This is a genomic window from Photobacterium leiognathi, assembly GCF_030685535.1.
Taxonomy (GTDB): Bacteria; Pseudomonadota; Gammaproteobacteria; order Enterobacterales; family Vibrionaceae; genus Photobacterium; species Photobacterium leiognathi.
On record NZ_CP131601.1, the window covers coordinates 915,828 to 931,492 of the forward strand.

General features: G+C 41.4%; 17 protein-coding genes. 10 read left to right on the forward strand and 7 right to left on the reverse strand.

Annotated features, from left to right (window positions below; all coding sequences use genetic code 11):
* Window position 1: 1 nt before the first annotated feature.
* Window positions 2-301, reverse strand: a complete 300-nt coding sequence (locus Q7674_RS11460) for an EscU/YscU/HrcU family type III secretion system export apparatus switch protein (RefSeq protein ID WP_008986471.1) — start codon at window positions 299-301, stop codon at window positions 2-4.
* A gap of 2 nt (window positions 302-303) precedes the next feature.
* Window positions 304-1,164, reverse strand: a complete 861-nt coding sequence (locus tag Q7674_RS11465) for a hypothetical protein (RefSeq protein ID WP_045063837.1) — start codon at window positions 1,162-1,164, stop codon at window positions 304-306.
* Window positions 1,165-1,279: 115 nt separating this feature from the next.
* On the opposite strand from Q7674_RS11465, the gene ccmA reads away from it, so the two are divergent.
* From ccmA to Q7674_RS11515, 10 genes are all read left to right on the forward strand, one after another.
* Window positions 1,280-1,930 carry a cytochrome c biogenesis heme-transporting ATPase CcmA gene (ccmA, locus tag Q7674_RS11470; protein ID WP_305423790.1) on the forward strand — a complete coding sequence of 217 codons (651 nt, stop codon included), beginning with the start codon at window positions 1,280-1,282 and terminating at the stop codon, window positions 1,928-1,930.
* A 5-nt stretch (window positions 1,931-1,935) separates the two neighbouring features.
* Window positions 1,936-2,604, forward strand: coding sequence for a heme exporter protein CcmB (gene ccmB, locus Q7674_RS11475; protein WP_008986474.1), 669 nt, complete (start codon window positions 1,936-1,938; stop codon window positions 2,602-2,604).
* A gap of 152 nt (window positions 2,605-2,756) precedes the next feature.
* Window positions 2,757-3,491: a heme ABC transporter permease gene (locus Q7674_RS11480; RefSeq protein WP_008986475.1), complete on the forward strand. Its 735-nt coding sequence runs from the start codon at window positions 2,757-2,759 to the stop codon at window positions 3,489-3,491.
* Window positions 3,492-3,498: 7 nt separating this feature from the next.
* Complete coding sequence (ccmD, locus tag Q7674_RS11485; protein ID WP_023933105.1) at window positions 3,499-3,705, forward strand: heme exporter protein CcmD; 207 nt, start codon at window positions 3,499-3,501, stop codon at window positions 3,703-3,705.
* On the forward strand, window positions 3,702-4,187 hold the full coding sequence (gene ccmE, locus Q7674_RS11490) for a cytochrome c maturation protein CcmE (RefSeq protein ID WP_023933104.1): 486 nt from the start codon (window positions 3,702-3,704) through the stop codon (window positions 4,185-4,187). The genes ccmD and ccmE overlap by 4 nt, the downstream gene beginning before the upstream one ends.
* Window positions 4,184-6,166 (forward strand): heme lyase CcmF/NrfE family subunit, encoded by a 1,983-nt coding sequence (locus Q7674_RS11495; protein WP_008986478.1) that lies wholly within the window; start codon window positions 4,184-4,186, stop codon window positions 6,164-6,166. Before ccmE ends, Q7674_RS11495 begins: the two co-directional genes overlap by 4 nt.
* Window positions 6,159-6,713, forward strand: a complete 555-nt coding sequence (locus Q7674_RS11500; RefSeq protein ID WP_045063834.1) for a DsbE family thiol:disulfide interchange protein — start codon at window positions 6,159-6,161, stop codon at window positions 6,711-6,713. The genes Q7674_RS11495 and Q7674_RS11500 overlap by 8 nt, the downstream gene beginning before the upstream one ends.
* Complete coding sequence (locus Q7674_RS11505) at window positions 6,713-7,228, forward strand: cytochrome c-type biogenesis protein (protein ID WP_305423794.1); 516 nt, start codon at window positions 6,713-6,715, stop codon at window positions 7,226-7,228. Before Q7674_RS11500 ends, Q7674_RS11505 begins: the two co-directional genes overlap by 1 nt.
* Window positions 7,225-8,523, forward strand: a complete 1,299-nt coding sequence (ccmI, locus tag Q7674_RS11510) for a c-type cytochrome biogenesis protein CcmI (RefSeq protein WP_045063832.1) — start codon at window positions 7,225-7,227, stop codon at window positions 8,521-8,523. Before Q7674_RS11505 ends, ccmI begins: the two co-directional genes overlap by 4 nt.
* A 68-nt stretch (window positions 8,524-8,591) precedes the next feature.
* Window positions 8,592-9,398 carry an MlaA family lipoprotein gene (locus tag Q7674_RS11515; RefSeq protein ID WP_008986482.1) on the forward strand — a complete coding sequence of 269 codons (807 nt, stop codon included), beginning with the start codon at window positions 8,592-8,594 and terminating at the stop codon, window positions 9,396-9,398.
* A gap of 89 nt (window positions 9,399-9,487) precedes the next feature.
* On the opposite strand, the gene Q7674_RS11520 is transcribed toward Q7674_RS11515, so the two are convergent.
* The 5 genes from Q7674_RS11520 to Q7674_RS11540 all read right to left on the reverse strand — a co-directional run bounded on the left by Q7674_RS11520 (window position 9,488) and on the right by Q7674_RS11540 (window position 15,383).
* Entirely contained in the window at window positions 9,488-10,516 is a 1,029-nt protein-coding gene (locus tag Q7674_RS11520) for a trypsin-like serine protease (protein WP_052679875.1), read from the reverse strand.
* Window positions 10,517-10,927: 411 nt separating this feature from the next.
* Window positions 10,928-12,265, reverse strand: coding sequence for an outer membrane protein transport protein (locus Q7674_RS11525; RefSeq protein ID WP_045063829.1), 1,338 nt, complete (start codon window positions 12,263-12,265; stop codon window positions 10,928-10,930).
* 349 nt (window positions 12,266-12,614) lie between these two features.
* A complete protein-coding gene (locus Q7674_RS11530; RefSeq protein WP_305423799.1) occupies window positions 12,615-13,844 on the reverse strand; it encodes an outer membrane protein transport protein in 1,230 nt (409 codons plus the stop codon).
* Window positions 13,845-14,107: 263 nt separating this feature from the next.
* Complete coding sequence (locus Q7674_RS11535; RefSeq protein WP_045063825.1) at window positions 14,108-14,827, reverse strand: DUF3379 family protein; 720 nt, start codon at window positions 14,825-14,827, stop codon at window positions 14,108-14,110.
* Complete coding sequence (locus tag Q7674_RS11540; RefSeq protein WP_045069621.1) at window positions 14,820-15,383, reverse strand: sigma-70 family RNA polymerase sigma factor; 564 nt, start codon at window positions 15,381-15,383, stop codon at window positions 14,820-14,822. Before Q7674_RS11540 ends, Q7674_RS11535 begins: the two co-directional genes overlap by 8 nt.
* Between the last annotated feature and the right edge of the window lie 282 nt (window positions 15,384-15,665).

The window sequence follows — 15,665 nt, forward strand, 5'->3', positions numbered from 1 at the left end:
TTCAAACTACAACGTCAATATCTTCAAGCCCCTCCCAACCCGGAGGGGTTTTGCCGTTTAGGTACCACGAGAAAGCAATCAATTCAGCAATGATCAAATAGAGCTCTTGTGGGATCTCATCACCGACATCAAAACTATTGAGGTATTGTGCCAACACCGGATCTTGATGAATCAGGCCGCCTTGCTGTTTGACTTGCTCTATAATGTGTTCAGCCAATTGCTGGTGGCCTTTAGCGGTAATATAGGGTGTTTTCTCGCCATCGTATTTCAAGGCAATGGCGCTAGTTTTATTTTTTTCCATCGTTATACCTTGATATGCAGTCCTGTATGGGAAATGTTTTCAGCTTCAACATCTGTGTTTGGCTGATGTTGAAAGCTTGGTGCTTCGCATGTAATACCTAATTGTTTCATTCGAGCCAATAATTGGGGAGTTACTTTTTCTACCCGAGCCAGTAAAGCGGCATTGGTGGTTGAAAATGCAGTATTTAAGGCGCTGTTTTTCCATTGCGCCGTAACATTCAAAATATCGATTGCACCAATAGGTAATGTCAATTTGACCGTCCAGCAGGAGTTGATATTCTTATCAGTGTTTGAGTTTGAATTATCACTCTCATTTTTCACTTTAATATCAATAAATTGCTCGTTACTTACTGGGTATTGCAGGTGAATGGTATTGCTTTCCTGTGATCGTTGCGTTTCAGGCCCACGTTGTTCCCCAGCAAGACGCAGTAAGGCAGTTACATCTTGTTGCTGGTCAAGGCTTAATGTTTTTATCCATTGATTTAATGGACTCTGTGGTTGCGATAGTTGTTGTAACAATTGTGCTAGAGGTTTTCTTTCGCCGCCTTGTTGTAACCAAGCAATTAAACTTGCTTGGTTATTGGGGGCGAAAAGTTGCTGAAAAATAGTATTTAGGTTGTTTGGCAATGGCGTGGTTAATTTAGCTGTACCAGAGTTTAACGGGTTGAATAAAAATGTAACTAAACGTTGCAAGCTGTTTATGGATAACAATAATTGCGGCAGTTGAGAAACAGGGGTTGATGCTTTTGTTTGTAAACTCGCCAATAATGGCGTTTTATGATCGATACCGCTTGTTTGCGGTTTATCCGATGGCGCAGCTTGAGCTGCATTTGCTGTGTGAGATGGTGTTGAATTAATGCGCATTTATTTCACATTTACTTACGTTCGTTAACCATGAATACGTCCGCAATTTACCTAATTTAATAGCCACTGTGGTATTATGCGGGCTGATTTGTAATACCTAGGATACATCATTTATATGTTGTCTGTAGCAGACTTAAGCTGCGTTCGTGATGAACGTTTATTGTTTGATGAACTTAGTTTCACAATCTCCAGTGGTGAGTTGGTTCAAATAGAAGGCCACAATGGTGCGGGCAAGACAACATTGCTACGTATTATTGCCGGATTAGGCCGTGCAGATAGCGGGCAAGTGCTCTGGAACCAAGAAGATATTCATACTGCGCGAGAAGACTTTCATCAAGAACTTCTTTTTCTTGGCCATCAAACTGGCGTTAAACGTGAACTTACAGCCTTTGAGAACTTAGCTTTCTTTCAAGCGATGCATAAATGCAATGAAGGCTCAGATCTCAAGGGTTCGCCAAAAGTCACGGGTGATGACGCGTTATGGCAAGCGTTAGCCCATGTGGGGTTAGCAGGACGTGAAGATGTGCCAGCAGGACAGCTATCTGTAGGTCAACAGCGTCGCGTAGCATTAGCGCGTCTATGGTTGAGTAATCATAAGTTATGGGTGCTTGATGAGCCTTTAACAGCGATTGACAAGCAAGGGGTAAAGGTACTTGAAAACTTGTTTCTATCCCATGTCGAGCGTGGTGGCATGGTGTTATTAACCACCCACCAAGATATGTTTACCGACAGTAATCACCTAAGAAAAATTAAGTTAGGGCAGTGATCACTATGCTCAATTCTATTATTCAAATTATTCGTCGTGAGCTGTTAATTGCCTTTCGTCGTCGTGCGGATGTAATGAACCCGTTGTGGTTCTTTATTATTGTGATCACCTTGTTTCCATTAGGTATTGGTCCTGAGCCAAAACTGTTAGCGCGTATCGCACCGGGGATCATCTGGGTTGCAGCATTACTTGCGGCATTGTTGTCGATGGAGCGCTTGTTTCGTGATGATTATGCCGATGGCTCACTTGAGCAAATGTTATTGATGCCAACGCCATTGGCGGTATCGGCTTTTGCCAAGATGGTTGCACATTGGTTATTGACTGGATTACCTCTGATTATTATTAGCCCATTACTGGCGATTTTATTATCACTAAATTGGGATACTTGGGTAGCGGTTGTATTAACTCTGCTGGTTGGTACGCCAACATTGAGCTTTTTAGGCGCAATTGGTGTCGCTTTAACGGTTGGATTACGAAAAGGTGGCGTTTTGTTGAGCTTGCTCATATTACCGTTATATATACCTGTGCTTATATTCGCGACCTCAGCGATAGAAGCGGCAGGCTTAGGGATGGCATATAACGGTCAATTAGCATTAATGGCAGCTATGTTGGTGGCATCAGTCACACTGGCACCGTTTGCTGTGGCTGCATCGCTGCGTATTAGCGTTAACTGATAAATTAAGTGGGAGTCGTATCACTCTCACTTTTGTATTTTCCCATTAGGGCAAAATTGATTGTGTCTAATGGCAGTCATACTTGACTCGCAATTGTGACTGTTTTTGACATTCAAGACGTATTTATAACTATACAAAGAGTAGAGAGCATTATGTGGAAGTGGTTACATCCCTACGCTAAAGCCGAGAATACCTATCGCCTGTGCGGTAAGTTACTACCTTGGTTTTCCATCATTAGCTTAATTTCCATTATTGTTGGATCGATTTGGGGCTTGATGTTTGCGCCAACCGATTATCAACAAGGAGATAGCTTTAGAATAATTTACCTGCACGTTCCTGCGGCAATTTGGTCTATGGGTGCATATGTATCGATGGCAATTGCAGCTTTTATTGGTCTAGTGTGGCAAATCCGTCTGTCTGACATGGCAGCGGCTGCAATGGCACCGATTGGCGCTGTGTTTACTTTTATTGCACTTATCACTGGTGCAATTTGGGGTAAACCAATGTGGGGTACATGGTGGGTATGGGATGCACGCCTTACTTCTGAATTGATCTTGCTATTTTTATACCTTGGTGTGATGGCGCTATACAACGCGTTTGATGATCACAAAACCGCAGCAAAAGCGGCGGGTATTTTGGCGATTGTCGGGGTGATTAATATTCCAATTATTCACTTCTCAGTGGAATGGTGGAACACTCTGCACCAAGGCGCAACCATTACTAAATTTGCTAAACCTTCAATGTCTACAGACATGCTATGGCCGCTACTGATTAATATTATTGGTTTTGCGTGTTTCTTTGGTGCTGTCACCATGATCCGTTTACGCAATGAAATTCTTATCCGCGAAAGTCACCGCCCTTGGGTGCGTGAATTAGTGAACAAGTGAGGTCGGTATGCATTTTGATTCTATGAGCGATTTTTTTGCCATGGGTGGCTACGCAGTATATGTGTGGAGCTCATTCGGTATTTCATTTATCGCAATGCTATGGATCCTTTTTTCAAGTATGGCAACACAGCGTCGTTTATTAGGTGATATTAAAAATAAAATGGCGCGTGAAGAACGTATTAAAGAAGCGAAGAAGTTGGAGAACACGCTATGACCCCAAGACGTAAAAAGCGTCTAGCCTTAGTGTTAGCGTTAGTGCTAGGCCTTGGTGCAACTGTTGGCTTAGTGCTGTATGCGTTAAACCAAAATATGGATCTCTTTTATACTCCTACAGAGCTGGTAAATGGTAAGCCTGATGGTACTAAACCTGAAGTTGGGCAACGTTTACGTATCGGTGGTATGGTGGTGAAAGGGTCGGTAAAGCGTGATCCAGAATCGCTTCGCGTAAGCTTCCAAGTGGCTGACACTGGCCCTGCAGTAACAGTGACTTACGATGGTATCCTGCCAGATCTTTTCCGTGAAGGTCAGGGTATTGTGGCGCAAGGTGTATTGGTTAACCCTACAACAGTGAAAGCGCACGAAGTGTTGGCGAAGCATGATGAAAACTACATGCCGCCTGAAGTTGCTGAAGCAATGAAGAAAAATCACTCAAAACTTCAATATACTGAAGAACAACTACAAGGTAGTGCTCAATGATCCCTGAAATAGGCCATTTTGCCCTTATTGCTGCCCTTGCCTTATCGGTCTTGGTCAGTATTTATCCGCTATATGGTGCTGCAGTTGGTAACCAAGCAATGATGCGTATGGCCCGTCCATTGTCATACGGTGTTTTTGCTTTCTTATCACTGTCTTTTGTTATCTTATGTTGGTCATTCTATAGTAATGACTTCACCGTTGCGTATGTTGCAAGTAACTCAACGAGCTTATTGCCATGGTATTACCGCATTACGGCGGTATGGGGTGCGCACGAAGGCTCGCTACTGTTATGGGTGCTGATCCAAGCAGGTTGGGCGACAGCCGTTGCACGCTTTAGTCGCGGTATGCCTCTTGAGTCGGTTGCGCGTGTACTTTCTGTTATGGGTATGATTGCAGTGGGTTTCCTACTGTTCATCATCATTACTTCTAACCCATTTTTACGTACGCTTCCGGTATTCCCTGTTGAAGGCCGTGACTTAAACCCACTATTGCAAGATCCGGGTCTGATCATTCACCCACCAATGCTATACATGGGTTACGTAGGTTTCTCGGTTGCATTCTCTTTTGCGATTGCATCATTGATGACAGGCCGTCTAGATACTGCATGGGCTCGTTGGTCTCGTCCTTGGACAATCGCTGCATGGGCATTCCTAACTGTTGGTATCGCACTAGGTTCTTGGTGGGCTTACTACGAACTAGGTTGGGGGGGCTGGTGGTTCTGGGATCCAGTAGAAAACGCCTCATTTATGCCTTGGCTGGCAGGTACAGCGCTAATGCACTCGCTATCAGTAACTGAGAAACGCGGTACATTTAAAGCGTGGACTGTACTACTTGCGATCTCTGCATTCTCATTAAGCTTGCTAGGTACTTTCCTTGTACGTTCTGGCGTACTGGTATCGGTTCACGCTTTTGCCTCAGATCCAGCACGCGGTATGTTTATCCTTGGTTTCCTTGTGGTAGTTATCGGTGGTTCGTTACTACTATACGCACTACGTGGTGGTCAAATTCGCTCGCGTGGTAATTACAGCCTGTTCTCTCGTGAGAACTTATTGCTAGCTAACAACATCTTATTGGTTGCAGGTTTAGTGGTTGTACTTATCGGTACACTATTACCATTAGTTCACAAGCAAATTGGTTTAGGCTCGGTTTCTATCGGTGTGCCTTTCTTCAATACGCTATTTACATGGCTAATGGTGCCATTTGCGTTCATTCTTGGTATCGGTCCTCTAGTTCGCTGGAAGCGTGATAACTTGGCAAATGTTCGCAAGCCAATGATTATTTCTGCATTGATCACTGTACCATTATCATTCTTACTGATTTACTTCACTGCAAGTGTGGTAGAGCCGCTAGCGGTACTGGGTATGATGATGGCAATTTGGATCATCGTAATGCACGGCTTTGAGCTATACCAACGTGCAACACACCGCCACACACTATTTGAAGGTCTAGGTAAACTAGGTCGTAGTCACTGGGCAATGGTGTTAGGTCACCTAGGTTTAGCAATTTCAATTATCGGTATTACATTAGTATCAAACTACGATATCGAGCGTGATTTACGTCTCGCTCCGGGTCAGTCTGTAAATGTGAAAGGCTATGACTTCCACTTTGCTGGTCTGCGTGATGCGGATGGTCCAAACTACGATGGCTACATTGCTGATTTCAATATCAGTCGCCGTGGCATCAATGTAACCACGCTACATGCTGAAAAACGTTTCTACAGCGTTGCTGGCTCAATGATGACGGAAGCGGCAATCGACAGTGGTATTACTCGCGACCTTTATGTTGCAATGGGTGAGAAGCTAGGCGATGGCGCATGGGCGGTACGTATTTACTACAAACCATTTGTTAACTGGATGTGGGCGGGTGCGTTGTTAATGGCACTGGGTGGTGCATTAGCGATCAGTGATAAGCGTTACCGTTTCCGTAAACCTGCAACCAAGCACGATAAATCAGCAGAGGCAAAATTAACGCATGAATAAGAAATTACTCTTTATTCCATTAGTTCTGTTTATTGCATTGGTGATCATGTTCATGGTGCAGTTAACACGTAATGCTGATGGTGATGATCCAACAAAACTAGAATCGGTATTGGTGGGTAAACCTGTACCGACCTTTAAATTAGAAGATCTATTCCAACCTGGAAAAGAGTATCAGCAAACGATTTTCAAAGGCGAGCCTTTACTATTAAACGTATGGGCGACTTGGTGTCCGACATGTTATGCCGAGCACCAATACCTAAATACGCTCTCTAAACAAGGTGTGAAAATCATTGGTCTTAACTACAAAGATCAGCGTGAGAAAGCGATTGGTTGGTTAACTGAGTTGGGTAATCCATACCTTCATACTTTGTTTGATGGTAATGGCATGCTTGGTATGGATTTAGGTGTGTACGGCGCGCCAGAAACATTCCTAATTGATGCTAACGGCATTATTCGTTACCGCCATGTAGGTGATGTGAATCCTGATAACTGGAAAGACACACTAGAGCCGTTGTACAACAAACTAAAAGCGGAGGCAAAAAGCTAATGAAACGTTTATTTGCCATGGTTATCGCGGCAACCATCGCGTTAACAGCTGCATTGCAAGCATTTGCATCAATTGATGTTTATGACTTTAAAAATGCAGAGCAAGAAAAGCAGTTTCAAGAGTTAACTGCCACGCTACGTTGTCCTAAATGTCAAGACAATAATATTGCGGATTCTAATGCAACACTGGCGCAAGACATGCGCCAGAAAACCTTCGAATTACTTCAAGAAGGTAAAAGCAGCCAGCAAATTATTGATTACATGATTGCACGTTACGGTAACTTCGTGACTTACAATCCACCAATGACGGCGTCAACGGCGATCTTATGGGTTGGTCCAATTCTGTGTCTTGTGATTGGTTTTACTGTGCTGGTTTATCGTTCACGTAAGAACGGCGAAAAAGCAGAAGAAGCGCAATTAGATGCAGCGGAAGCGGAGCGATTAAAAAAACTGCTTGCCGAAATGGAACAGCAAGATGCTGAAAGTGTTGATACTCAATCAAAGGTAAATAAATGACACTGTTTTGGATTATAACTGCTGTCTTAGTGCTTATTGCGATGGCATTTTTTGCAATACCTATGTTGTATGGCAAAGAATATGACGACGTAGTAAGCCGAGATGAATTAAATAAAGCGTTCTTTAAAGATCGTATTCATGAACTTGAAAACGAATCTGAAGAAGGTTTGGTTGAGAATCGCCAAGAATTAGTTTCTGAGCTGCAACAGTCATTACTTGATGACTTACCACAAGGTGAAGCGAAGAAATCAGTACATGTAAGTCCTGCGATGTTACTACCAGGTATCATCTTAATTGTGGGTATTTGTTACGGCATGTATGCCTCTGTTGGTGGTATTAAAAAGGTTGAAGATTGGCACGATGCGGTGAATCGTCTACCTGAGCTATCAAAGCGTTTACTTGGTGATAATGCTGCTAATGAGCCGCTATCTGATCAAGATATGGCAGATCTAACCTTAGCACTGCGTACGAAATTGCATGATGATGGTGACGATCCTATGGGTTGGTTACTGTTAGGTCGTATTGCGATGTCGAATCGTGATGGCGAGACTGCTGAAATGGCAATGAAGCGTGCTTATGATCTTAACCCGATGGATAGCGATATCCAGCTAGGTTACGCACAGTCGCTAATGCTAAGTGGTAAACCGGGTGCTAGCGATACCGCACGTCAGCTGCTACGTACAGTGATTAAACATGATCACACTAATACCCAAGCATTATCGCTATTGGCATTTGATGCATTTGAGCAGAATCAATTCAAACAAGCGATTGCTTACTGGACCATGATGAAGAAACTGATTGGCCCGAATGATTCTCGTGTTCCTATGCTAGATCGTAGTATTGAACGTGCCCAATCACGTTTAGACGCCGATAACAAAGCAATGGCAATTGTTAATGGCGCAGAAGCCGCTGGTGCAGTCAAAGCAGACGCAGCACCTAAAGCTGATGCAGAACAAGCTAAGCAACAAGTAACAGCAACGATTTCGCTTGCACCAGATGTAGTGATGCCAAAGCAAGGTGACATTATTATCTCGGTACACAGTGCTGATGGCGCGCCAATGCCAATTGCAGCGGTGAAGTTACCGTTAACGACGAAGTTCCCATTAACTATTACGCTAACAGATAAAGACAGTATGATGCCGCAGCGCAAACTATCGTCGTTATCTGAAATGCTGATCCGTGCGCGAATTGATAGTGATGGTAATGTGATGACTAAGCAAGGTGACTGGTATGGCGAAAGTCAGAAAGTTATGCTTGGTGGTGATACAAAAGTATTAATTAATAAACAATATTAATTCAATACTGGAACAAACTGAGCAGGCTGGATATCATTATCCAGCCTGCTTTTTATTGGATATGTGTTTTGAATAAAAATTTACTACTTATAATTGCGCTCTCTCTCGGGATCGTCGGTTGTGCACAAACACCGGATGAACCGTCAGATCACATTGTTTCTAGCAATATTTCTGATCACATAGATGCAGATAGTAGCAATGATAATAACGGTGTGTATGACCCATTTGAGGGCTTTAACCGTGCAATGTGGAACTTGAATTACAATTACCTTGATCCTTACATTGCTCGTCCTGTATCAGTGGCTTACGTTGATTACACACCAACGCCTGTACGCAAAGGCATCATGAATTTCTTATCGAATTTAGATGAGCCAGCGAGTATGGTGAATAGCATTCTGTCGTTAAATGGCAAAGAAGCCGTTACCCATTTTAATCGTTTTTGGATCAACAGCATTTTTGGCTTGGGTGGCTTAATTGATATTGCATCAGCTGCTGATATTACCAAGCCGAATGAACGTCGATTTGGCGATACGTTAGGATACTATGGTGTACCTAATGGTCCTTATTTAATGTTACCGTTCTATGGTCCTGTGACTTTCCGTGGTTTTGGTGATTCAGCGGATCAGCTTTACCCAATGTTAGGATTACTTAACTTTTGGGAAGGGCTAGGTAAGTGGGTGTTTGAAGGTATGGAAGATCGAGCAGCATTAGTGCAGCAAGAATCTATGCTTGAAAATTCTCCAGATCCTTATGTCTTTACTCGTGATGCGTATATTCAATATAAAGACTTTATTGCCACGTATGGTGAAGATCAGCCAGCTCAGAAAGCAGATAACTTTGATGATAGTTATCTTGATGAAATCGATGGCGATTAAATAACACTGTGACAAATAGATAATAAAAAAGACCTCTCGATGAGGTCTTTTTTATATTCGTCTTAATAGTGTGTATAAATAATTAGATATTAGTATCTAGTTTTTCTACGAAGGAAAACAATGAATAACAACGAAAATAAAGCTGATAAATTAAATGTACCACCGCCACCACCATTATTATCCGTAATAATTTGATCTGGCTTATCGTTATTATCTTTTCCCGTACTATCATCCTTTACTCCTGGATTAATATTGATCACTTCAGTCGGAGATAAAATAAGGCTGCCTTCATTACCATCAGTATCAATAACATACGTACATGTTTTAAAAGGGCTAATATTACCTCTTAAACACGTTGATTGGTCAGAATTAATAGTAACGTTACCACTAGTGTAAGCCTGATCGATAACATCATCTTTATGTAGACTCTGAATAGTGATCACCTGCTGACCTTTAACATTGGCTAGTAATGTCGGGTAGTTCCAGCCATCAACTGTATTTAGAATAAAATCTTGTGCACTAGAGATACGTGTACCACGGTAAAAATCACCTTCAACGCCTTGGTGAACTGCGACAATTTGGTTATTAGCATTGATATAAGGGGCTCCAGAGTCACCAGCAACTAAGGTTCCATTACCTTTAAGAACTACACTTTTAACTATTGAATCATTATCGTTAGGTTGCGATGTTATGATCAGCGGTACTTTACTTATTTGATCACTATTATTGGCAAAGCCATATAAGTCGATATTTTGTTTGGCTGATATTGGAGGTATGGATAGTGGCGTGATTTTGTTAAATTGCGCATCTTTATCAAGTTTCCACAAAGCAATATCAATAGTATCACCATAATAATAAGGGCTATTATTATGATTAATTTGTTCTTTAACTAATATGCGTTGATTATTAAACGTATTAATAATAGTAGGGTTATTCGCTGAACAGTGTTGAGCGGTTAATACCCATTTCCCTGCAATTAAATTTCCCGTGCATTTGTTTTTAGTTGTTTGAATAATTGTTTGATGTTGTGTGTTTAATACATTTTGACCACTTTCAATAGCAAAAGTCTGACTTGTTAACAACGCAGTTAACACTAATAAATATTTCTTTTGTTTCATAAAATCCAAGTAAAAAAGAGCGCAAGAAATTATTGGGCTATTTAAGCCTTTCTATTTCTTGATAAATATGAGTAAACGGGCTGACAAATATACACCGACGAATATTTATTCGTGGTGATAGAGTGATTACTGGCGGATAGTGATGATGAAATACTATGGTAGTGGCTGATATTTGTATTGTGCAGCTACAATATTCAAATCGGTATCTGAGCTCAAAAGAACTCTTCAATATCAACTTCGCAGGAATGATAAACGATAGGTTATATGAGGTCTAGATGATTTTTTACTCAATTAATGAACTTTTTAGCTGTTTATTGGAATTAAATAAAATTTAATCAATATAAACAAAGACAAAAACGCCTCTATGAAAAGAGGCGTTTTATCTATTTCTAATGTAATCGAGGTATTTGATTAGAAACGGTAGCTTGCTTGAACACCTGCAAGCCATACATCGCCAGAGGTTGTGCCTGCAAATGATAGTTGTGTTGGTTGCTCTAGAACACCACTTGCAATAGCGTTAATCTTGCCATCAGTTTCATTTAGATGCGCTTTTTTCGCATAAACGTATGTAAGACCAGCATCTAGAGTTAGGTTTTTAGACCATTGATAGCCAGCGCCTAGGCTTAGCCAAGTACGATCTGTTTCTGGAATGGTTTGAGTACGGTGTGCTTCATCAACAGCTGCTGTGTCGTAGGCAATACCTGAACGAAGTGCTAGCTTTTCATTCACTTGGTAAGTAGTACCAATAGCGAAACGGTAGTTATCCTTCCAGTTTTCTTGCTTGATTAGATCGTTACCACCCATTGCAGGAATGTTCGCCTCTAATTTTTCAAAGCTGCTCCAGTCTGTCCAGTTAACACTTGCGTGTACTGCCCACTTATCATTAAGTTGGTGGAAACTTGCAATTTCAGCTGACGCTGGTAGCTCAAGAGGTAGTGAGCCTGATAATGTTTGGTCTTTATATGCCAAACCACTAGCGTGACCACTAAGATTTAAATCAACTGCGGAGTGGTAGCTTACACCAATACGGTTGGTTGGGTTAATTTGCCACGCTGCACCAGCTTGCCAACCCCAAGCGTTATCTTCACCTTCCATGTACTTAAGGTTTTTGCCTGCTAGTCCTTTGTTGTACATGTACTGGTATGCAGGTGGAAGTTGGCCTGCAATTGCTTTTGGCAGTGTGCTTGGTAGCGCTGCTCCGAAGTGGCCTTTCGCCATGATGTAACGTACACCAGCACCCACGCTAAATTGGTCATTGATTTTGTAACCAAGGTTAGGATTGATCTCAACGGTGTGGACTTCTGCTTGATTACCAAAAATAGAACCAGAGAATTGAGAACCAAGATCTGTACGCATACCGAAATTAGTACCGAATGCCAAACCTAAAGTGGCTTTGTCGTTTAATTGACGAGAAATGTAGAAGTTTGGAATAACGGCACTGTGAGCAATATTACGTGCTTCAGTTTGGTCAATAGTGTGGCCGTTTACTTGAACATCGCCTTTTACATCGATATTTGGATCAACGTAAATAGCACCAGCAGATACTTGTGTACCTTCAAGGTAAGTTAGCATTGCAGGGTTGCGGAACTGCGCGCTAGCGTTATCTGCCATTGCTGCTTCACCTGCAAATGCACGGCCTAGACCTGTTGCTGAGTATTCTGCTAATTGAAAACCTGCAGCTAAAGCGTTAGTGCTCATGCCTAGTGCTAATGCTGCTGTTAACGATAATGTGATTTTGTTCTTATTCATTTTTATCTATAGCTACTTGTTCGCTGAAACTAAGGCGCAAATAATACTCTTATCAAATAAGAACGTGGCAAATTATCGATATGATTTTTATCTATTGAAATAATATTCCAATAAATGGAAATTAATTGGTTTTTTATCCGTTACTTTTTATCCTGTTTAATCTGGTCTGATCTGTTTTCAGCGTACACCTGTACCAGCTATTGCATTGTTCTGGTGGTTATTTGAACAATCATTGGTGATGTAGAGTGAATAAAAGAAGGGAAAGTGTGGCGAAGACAATGGAGAAAAGATCAAAAAAGGAGCCAAGTGGCTCCTTTTAATCATTTTAGCGTTCAAGTGTACGCTGAAATTAGAACGAACGGCTGTATTGTAGGCCGTATAGCCATGCGTTAGCACGCGTTGTTGCATTAACTGTTGCTAATGGTGCTTGTGATTCTTCAACACTTACATCTTTACCAATTAGGTAAGTTAAACCGAAGTCGATGGTTGATTTACTGTCTAGATGGTAGCTAAAGCCACCTGATAACCAGTTACGATCCGAATCAGGTACAGAAATCGATGTTTCTTTATTTTGTGCACTGGTGTCATGCATGTAACCAGCACGTAGCGTCCACTGGTTGTTTAGGTAGTAAGTACCACCAATAGAGTAGTGCCAGCTGTCTTGCCACTCATATGCTTTAGAGAAAGTACCGCCAGTGGTTTCTAGTTTGTCGAATTCACTCCAACGGATCCATTGAATGCTGTAGTGAACGGCAAATTTGTCGTTTAACTTGTTAAAGCCAGAGAATTCAGCCATATCAGGTAGTGGCATTTTTAGTTTTTCGTTGCCGATGTCACGACCTAAGTAATTGATATCACCTTTTGCTTCAAGTGTTGGACTGTAACGGTACGATAAACCAAAACGGTTATTTTGATCTAATTCGTAAATCGTACCTAGGTTAAAGCCAAGTGCTACACCATCGGCATCGATGTTTACTGCATCTTTGCCGCCTAGTAGAGGACTATTACGGCCACGTTCTAGTTTGCCGCTACCGTAAATCACGTCTAAACCACCACCAATGCTGAGTTGTTGGTTAATACGGTATGCTGCACTTAAACCTAAGTTAACGCTTTTCACATCAGTGATACCACCAAATAGATCGGCAGCGTAATCTTCGTTGAACTCAGTTTTAGTACCAAAGTTTGAGTAAAGTGATGCACCTACAGCGAACTTATCGTTAATAGGCTGAATGTAGTAAATATTTGGTGCGTAACTTGTACCGCCAATTGATGCATCATCAATTGGTAATGGACGGTTTGGATTTAAAGGTGTTCGGATACTGGTATCTTTAACTTTAACGTCAGTGTCAATTGCGATAACACCAAGAGAAAGAGCTGGTGCATCAAATAGCGTCATTGAGGCTGCGTTCTTTGCCATTGTTGATGCGTTATCAGCGATAACACCGTCACCAGCGAAAGCACGGCCAAGACCTGTTGCAGATTGTGCGTTTAATTGAAATCCTGCCGCCATAGATTGTGAAGAGGCTAAAGCGATCGCAGCAGTAATAACTGAACGAGTGAAAATTTGCTTCTTATTCATGCTTCGAATAATTCCTAATTATATATTTTATTGTTTTTTATTAGCTATTTTCGCTAATTTGCGGTGATTGTAGGGGGACTAACGGGTTGATCAAAGCAGACCAGTGCTATATTTGAATAAAAATACTTTTTAACGAAATTTATGGTGATTTTGGTATCAAATAGCGTTAATTAAGGTTGTTTTTACGATAATTTTAAGCAAGAAAAAACGGTGACATTATGCCACCGTTAATGAGTTTATAAGAGAAGGGATATAGTGAGAGATCAGATCTCCCAAATCAGGTTTTTCTTTATTTCATTTGCTACAGGCATTAGATTTTCGCCTTTGCTACCAACAATAATTAAGCTCGCATCATGAATCGGCATAACCAAGCTTTCACTTTGATTATCGGTTGAATTTGAAATACCGTCGCTTGGTGTTGGTACAAAAAAGACCGTAACCTTACCTTGTGGTGTATCCATGATCATATGCAAAGAAGGTTTGCCATCAAAGCCGCAGTAATTGACGTAATAAACATGCCCAGGTAGGTTTTTAATTTCTGAACCTAAAGGCTGTAATTTAGCGTTAACTTGCTGCAAGGTTGCATTTTCATTTAAGTTTCTAACAAACTTTTCTTCATAATTAACGTGTTCAATAGCAATATCAGCCAAGTTGGTGGCTGTTGGTGGTAATTGGGTCGGATTGAAATTAGCTTGACCAAAGTACATACCAATAGCGAAAGCAACAGAAGCGGCAAGGCCATAAGACCAGACGTTTTTAAATCGCTTCGGTGGCATTTCTTCCCCTGATTGATGAAATAAAATCCTATCAGCTAAATCGTCAGGCACGTCAACTTTGAGTGCTTTCTCTAACTGCATATCTAGCTGTAATAATTCATCAGCAAACTTTTTATTGGCTACTGATTCTAATTTGCATGCAATGACTTGGGGATCATTATCATGCGGATCGGCTAGCAACCTCCGTCTAAATTCTAATTCATCCATTTCGATTCCCTCTCTGTTGAGATTGGTTCTCTAGTTGTTCTTTTAACTGGTTGCGAGCACGGAAGAGTCGCGTCATTACCGTATTACGGTTAAGTTCTAAAATTTGTGCTATTTCATCGCCATTAAACCCAGCCATAACTTGCAGAATAAGCGGTTCTCTATATTCAGGTGCAAGATTCATAATTAAACGTTGAAGTAGGTGCTGATCAGCATTATTTTCAACGCTTGACGTTGCATCGGCAATAGCATGGTCGTCAATATCAACAAGGTCGAGTTGTTTTCTTTCAAACCGTCGTGCATTTTCGCGCCTAAGAATGGTAATTAACCATGCTTTTGCGGCTTTATCATCCTGTAGGCTATCTAAGGAACGCCATGCGCGTAAACATGTCTCTTGTACCAAATCCTCAGCAATGTGAGCATCATGGCAAAGCCAATATGCGTAGCGATAGAGATCCCGATGCCAAGCCCTAACGAGGGCCTCGTATCTTCTTTGTTTGTCCATATCTAAAGAGACCGAGGGATCTTGTTTTTTATTACCAAAAAAATTTCTGAACATGGCAATTTCCGCCGTTTTTCCATGTGAAAGCAGATGAACAGATGCATTTATAAGATATTTGATCTTATTTTTTCTCTTTTAGTGGGGAATCAGCACTAAAATTGATCTGGTTCAAAATCTCAATTTAAGAGAGCGTTATAGTTGTCCTCGTCATCTGATAGCGAGATGGTGGGTGTCAAAATCGGCTATTGTTAAGCTATCTGTTGAGCAAGATGACAACTTCCTTTTGAAGGCTGACTTTACTTTCTCCTATCAGGTTTTCCTGATTTGCAATTGGCTTTA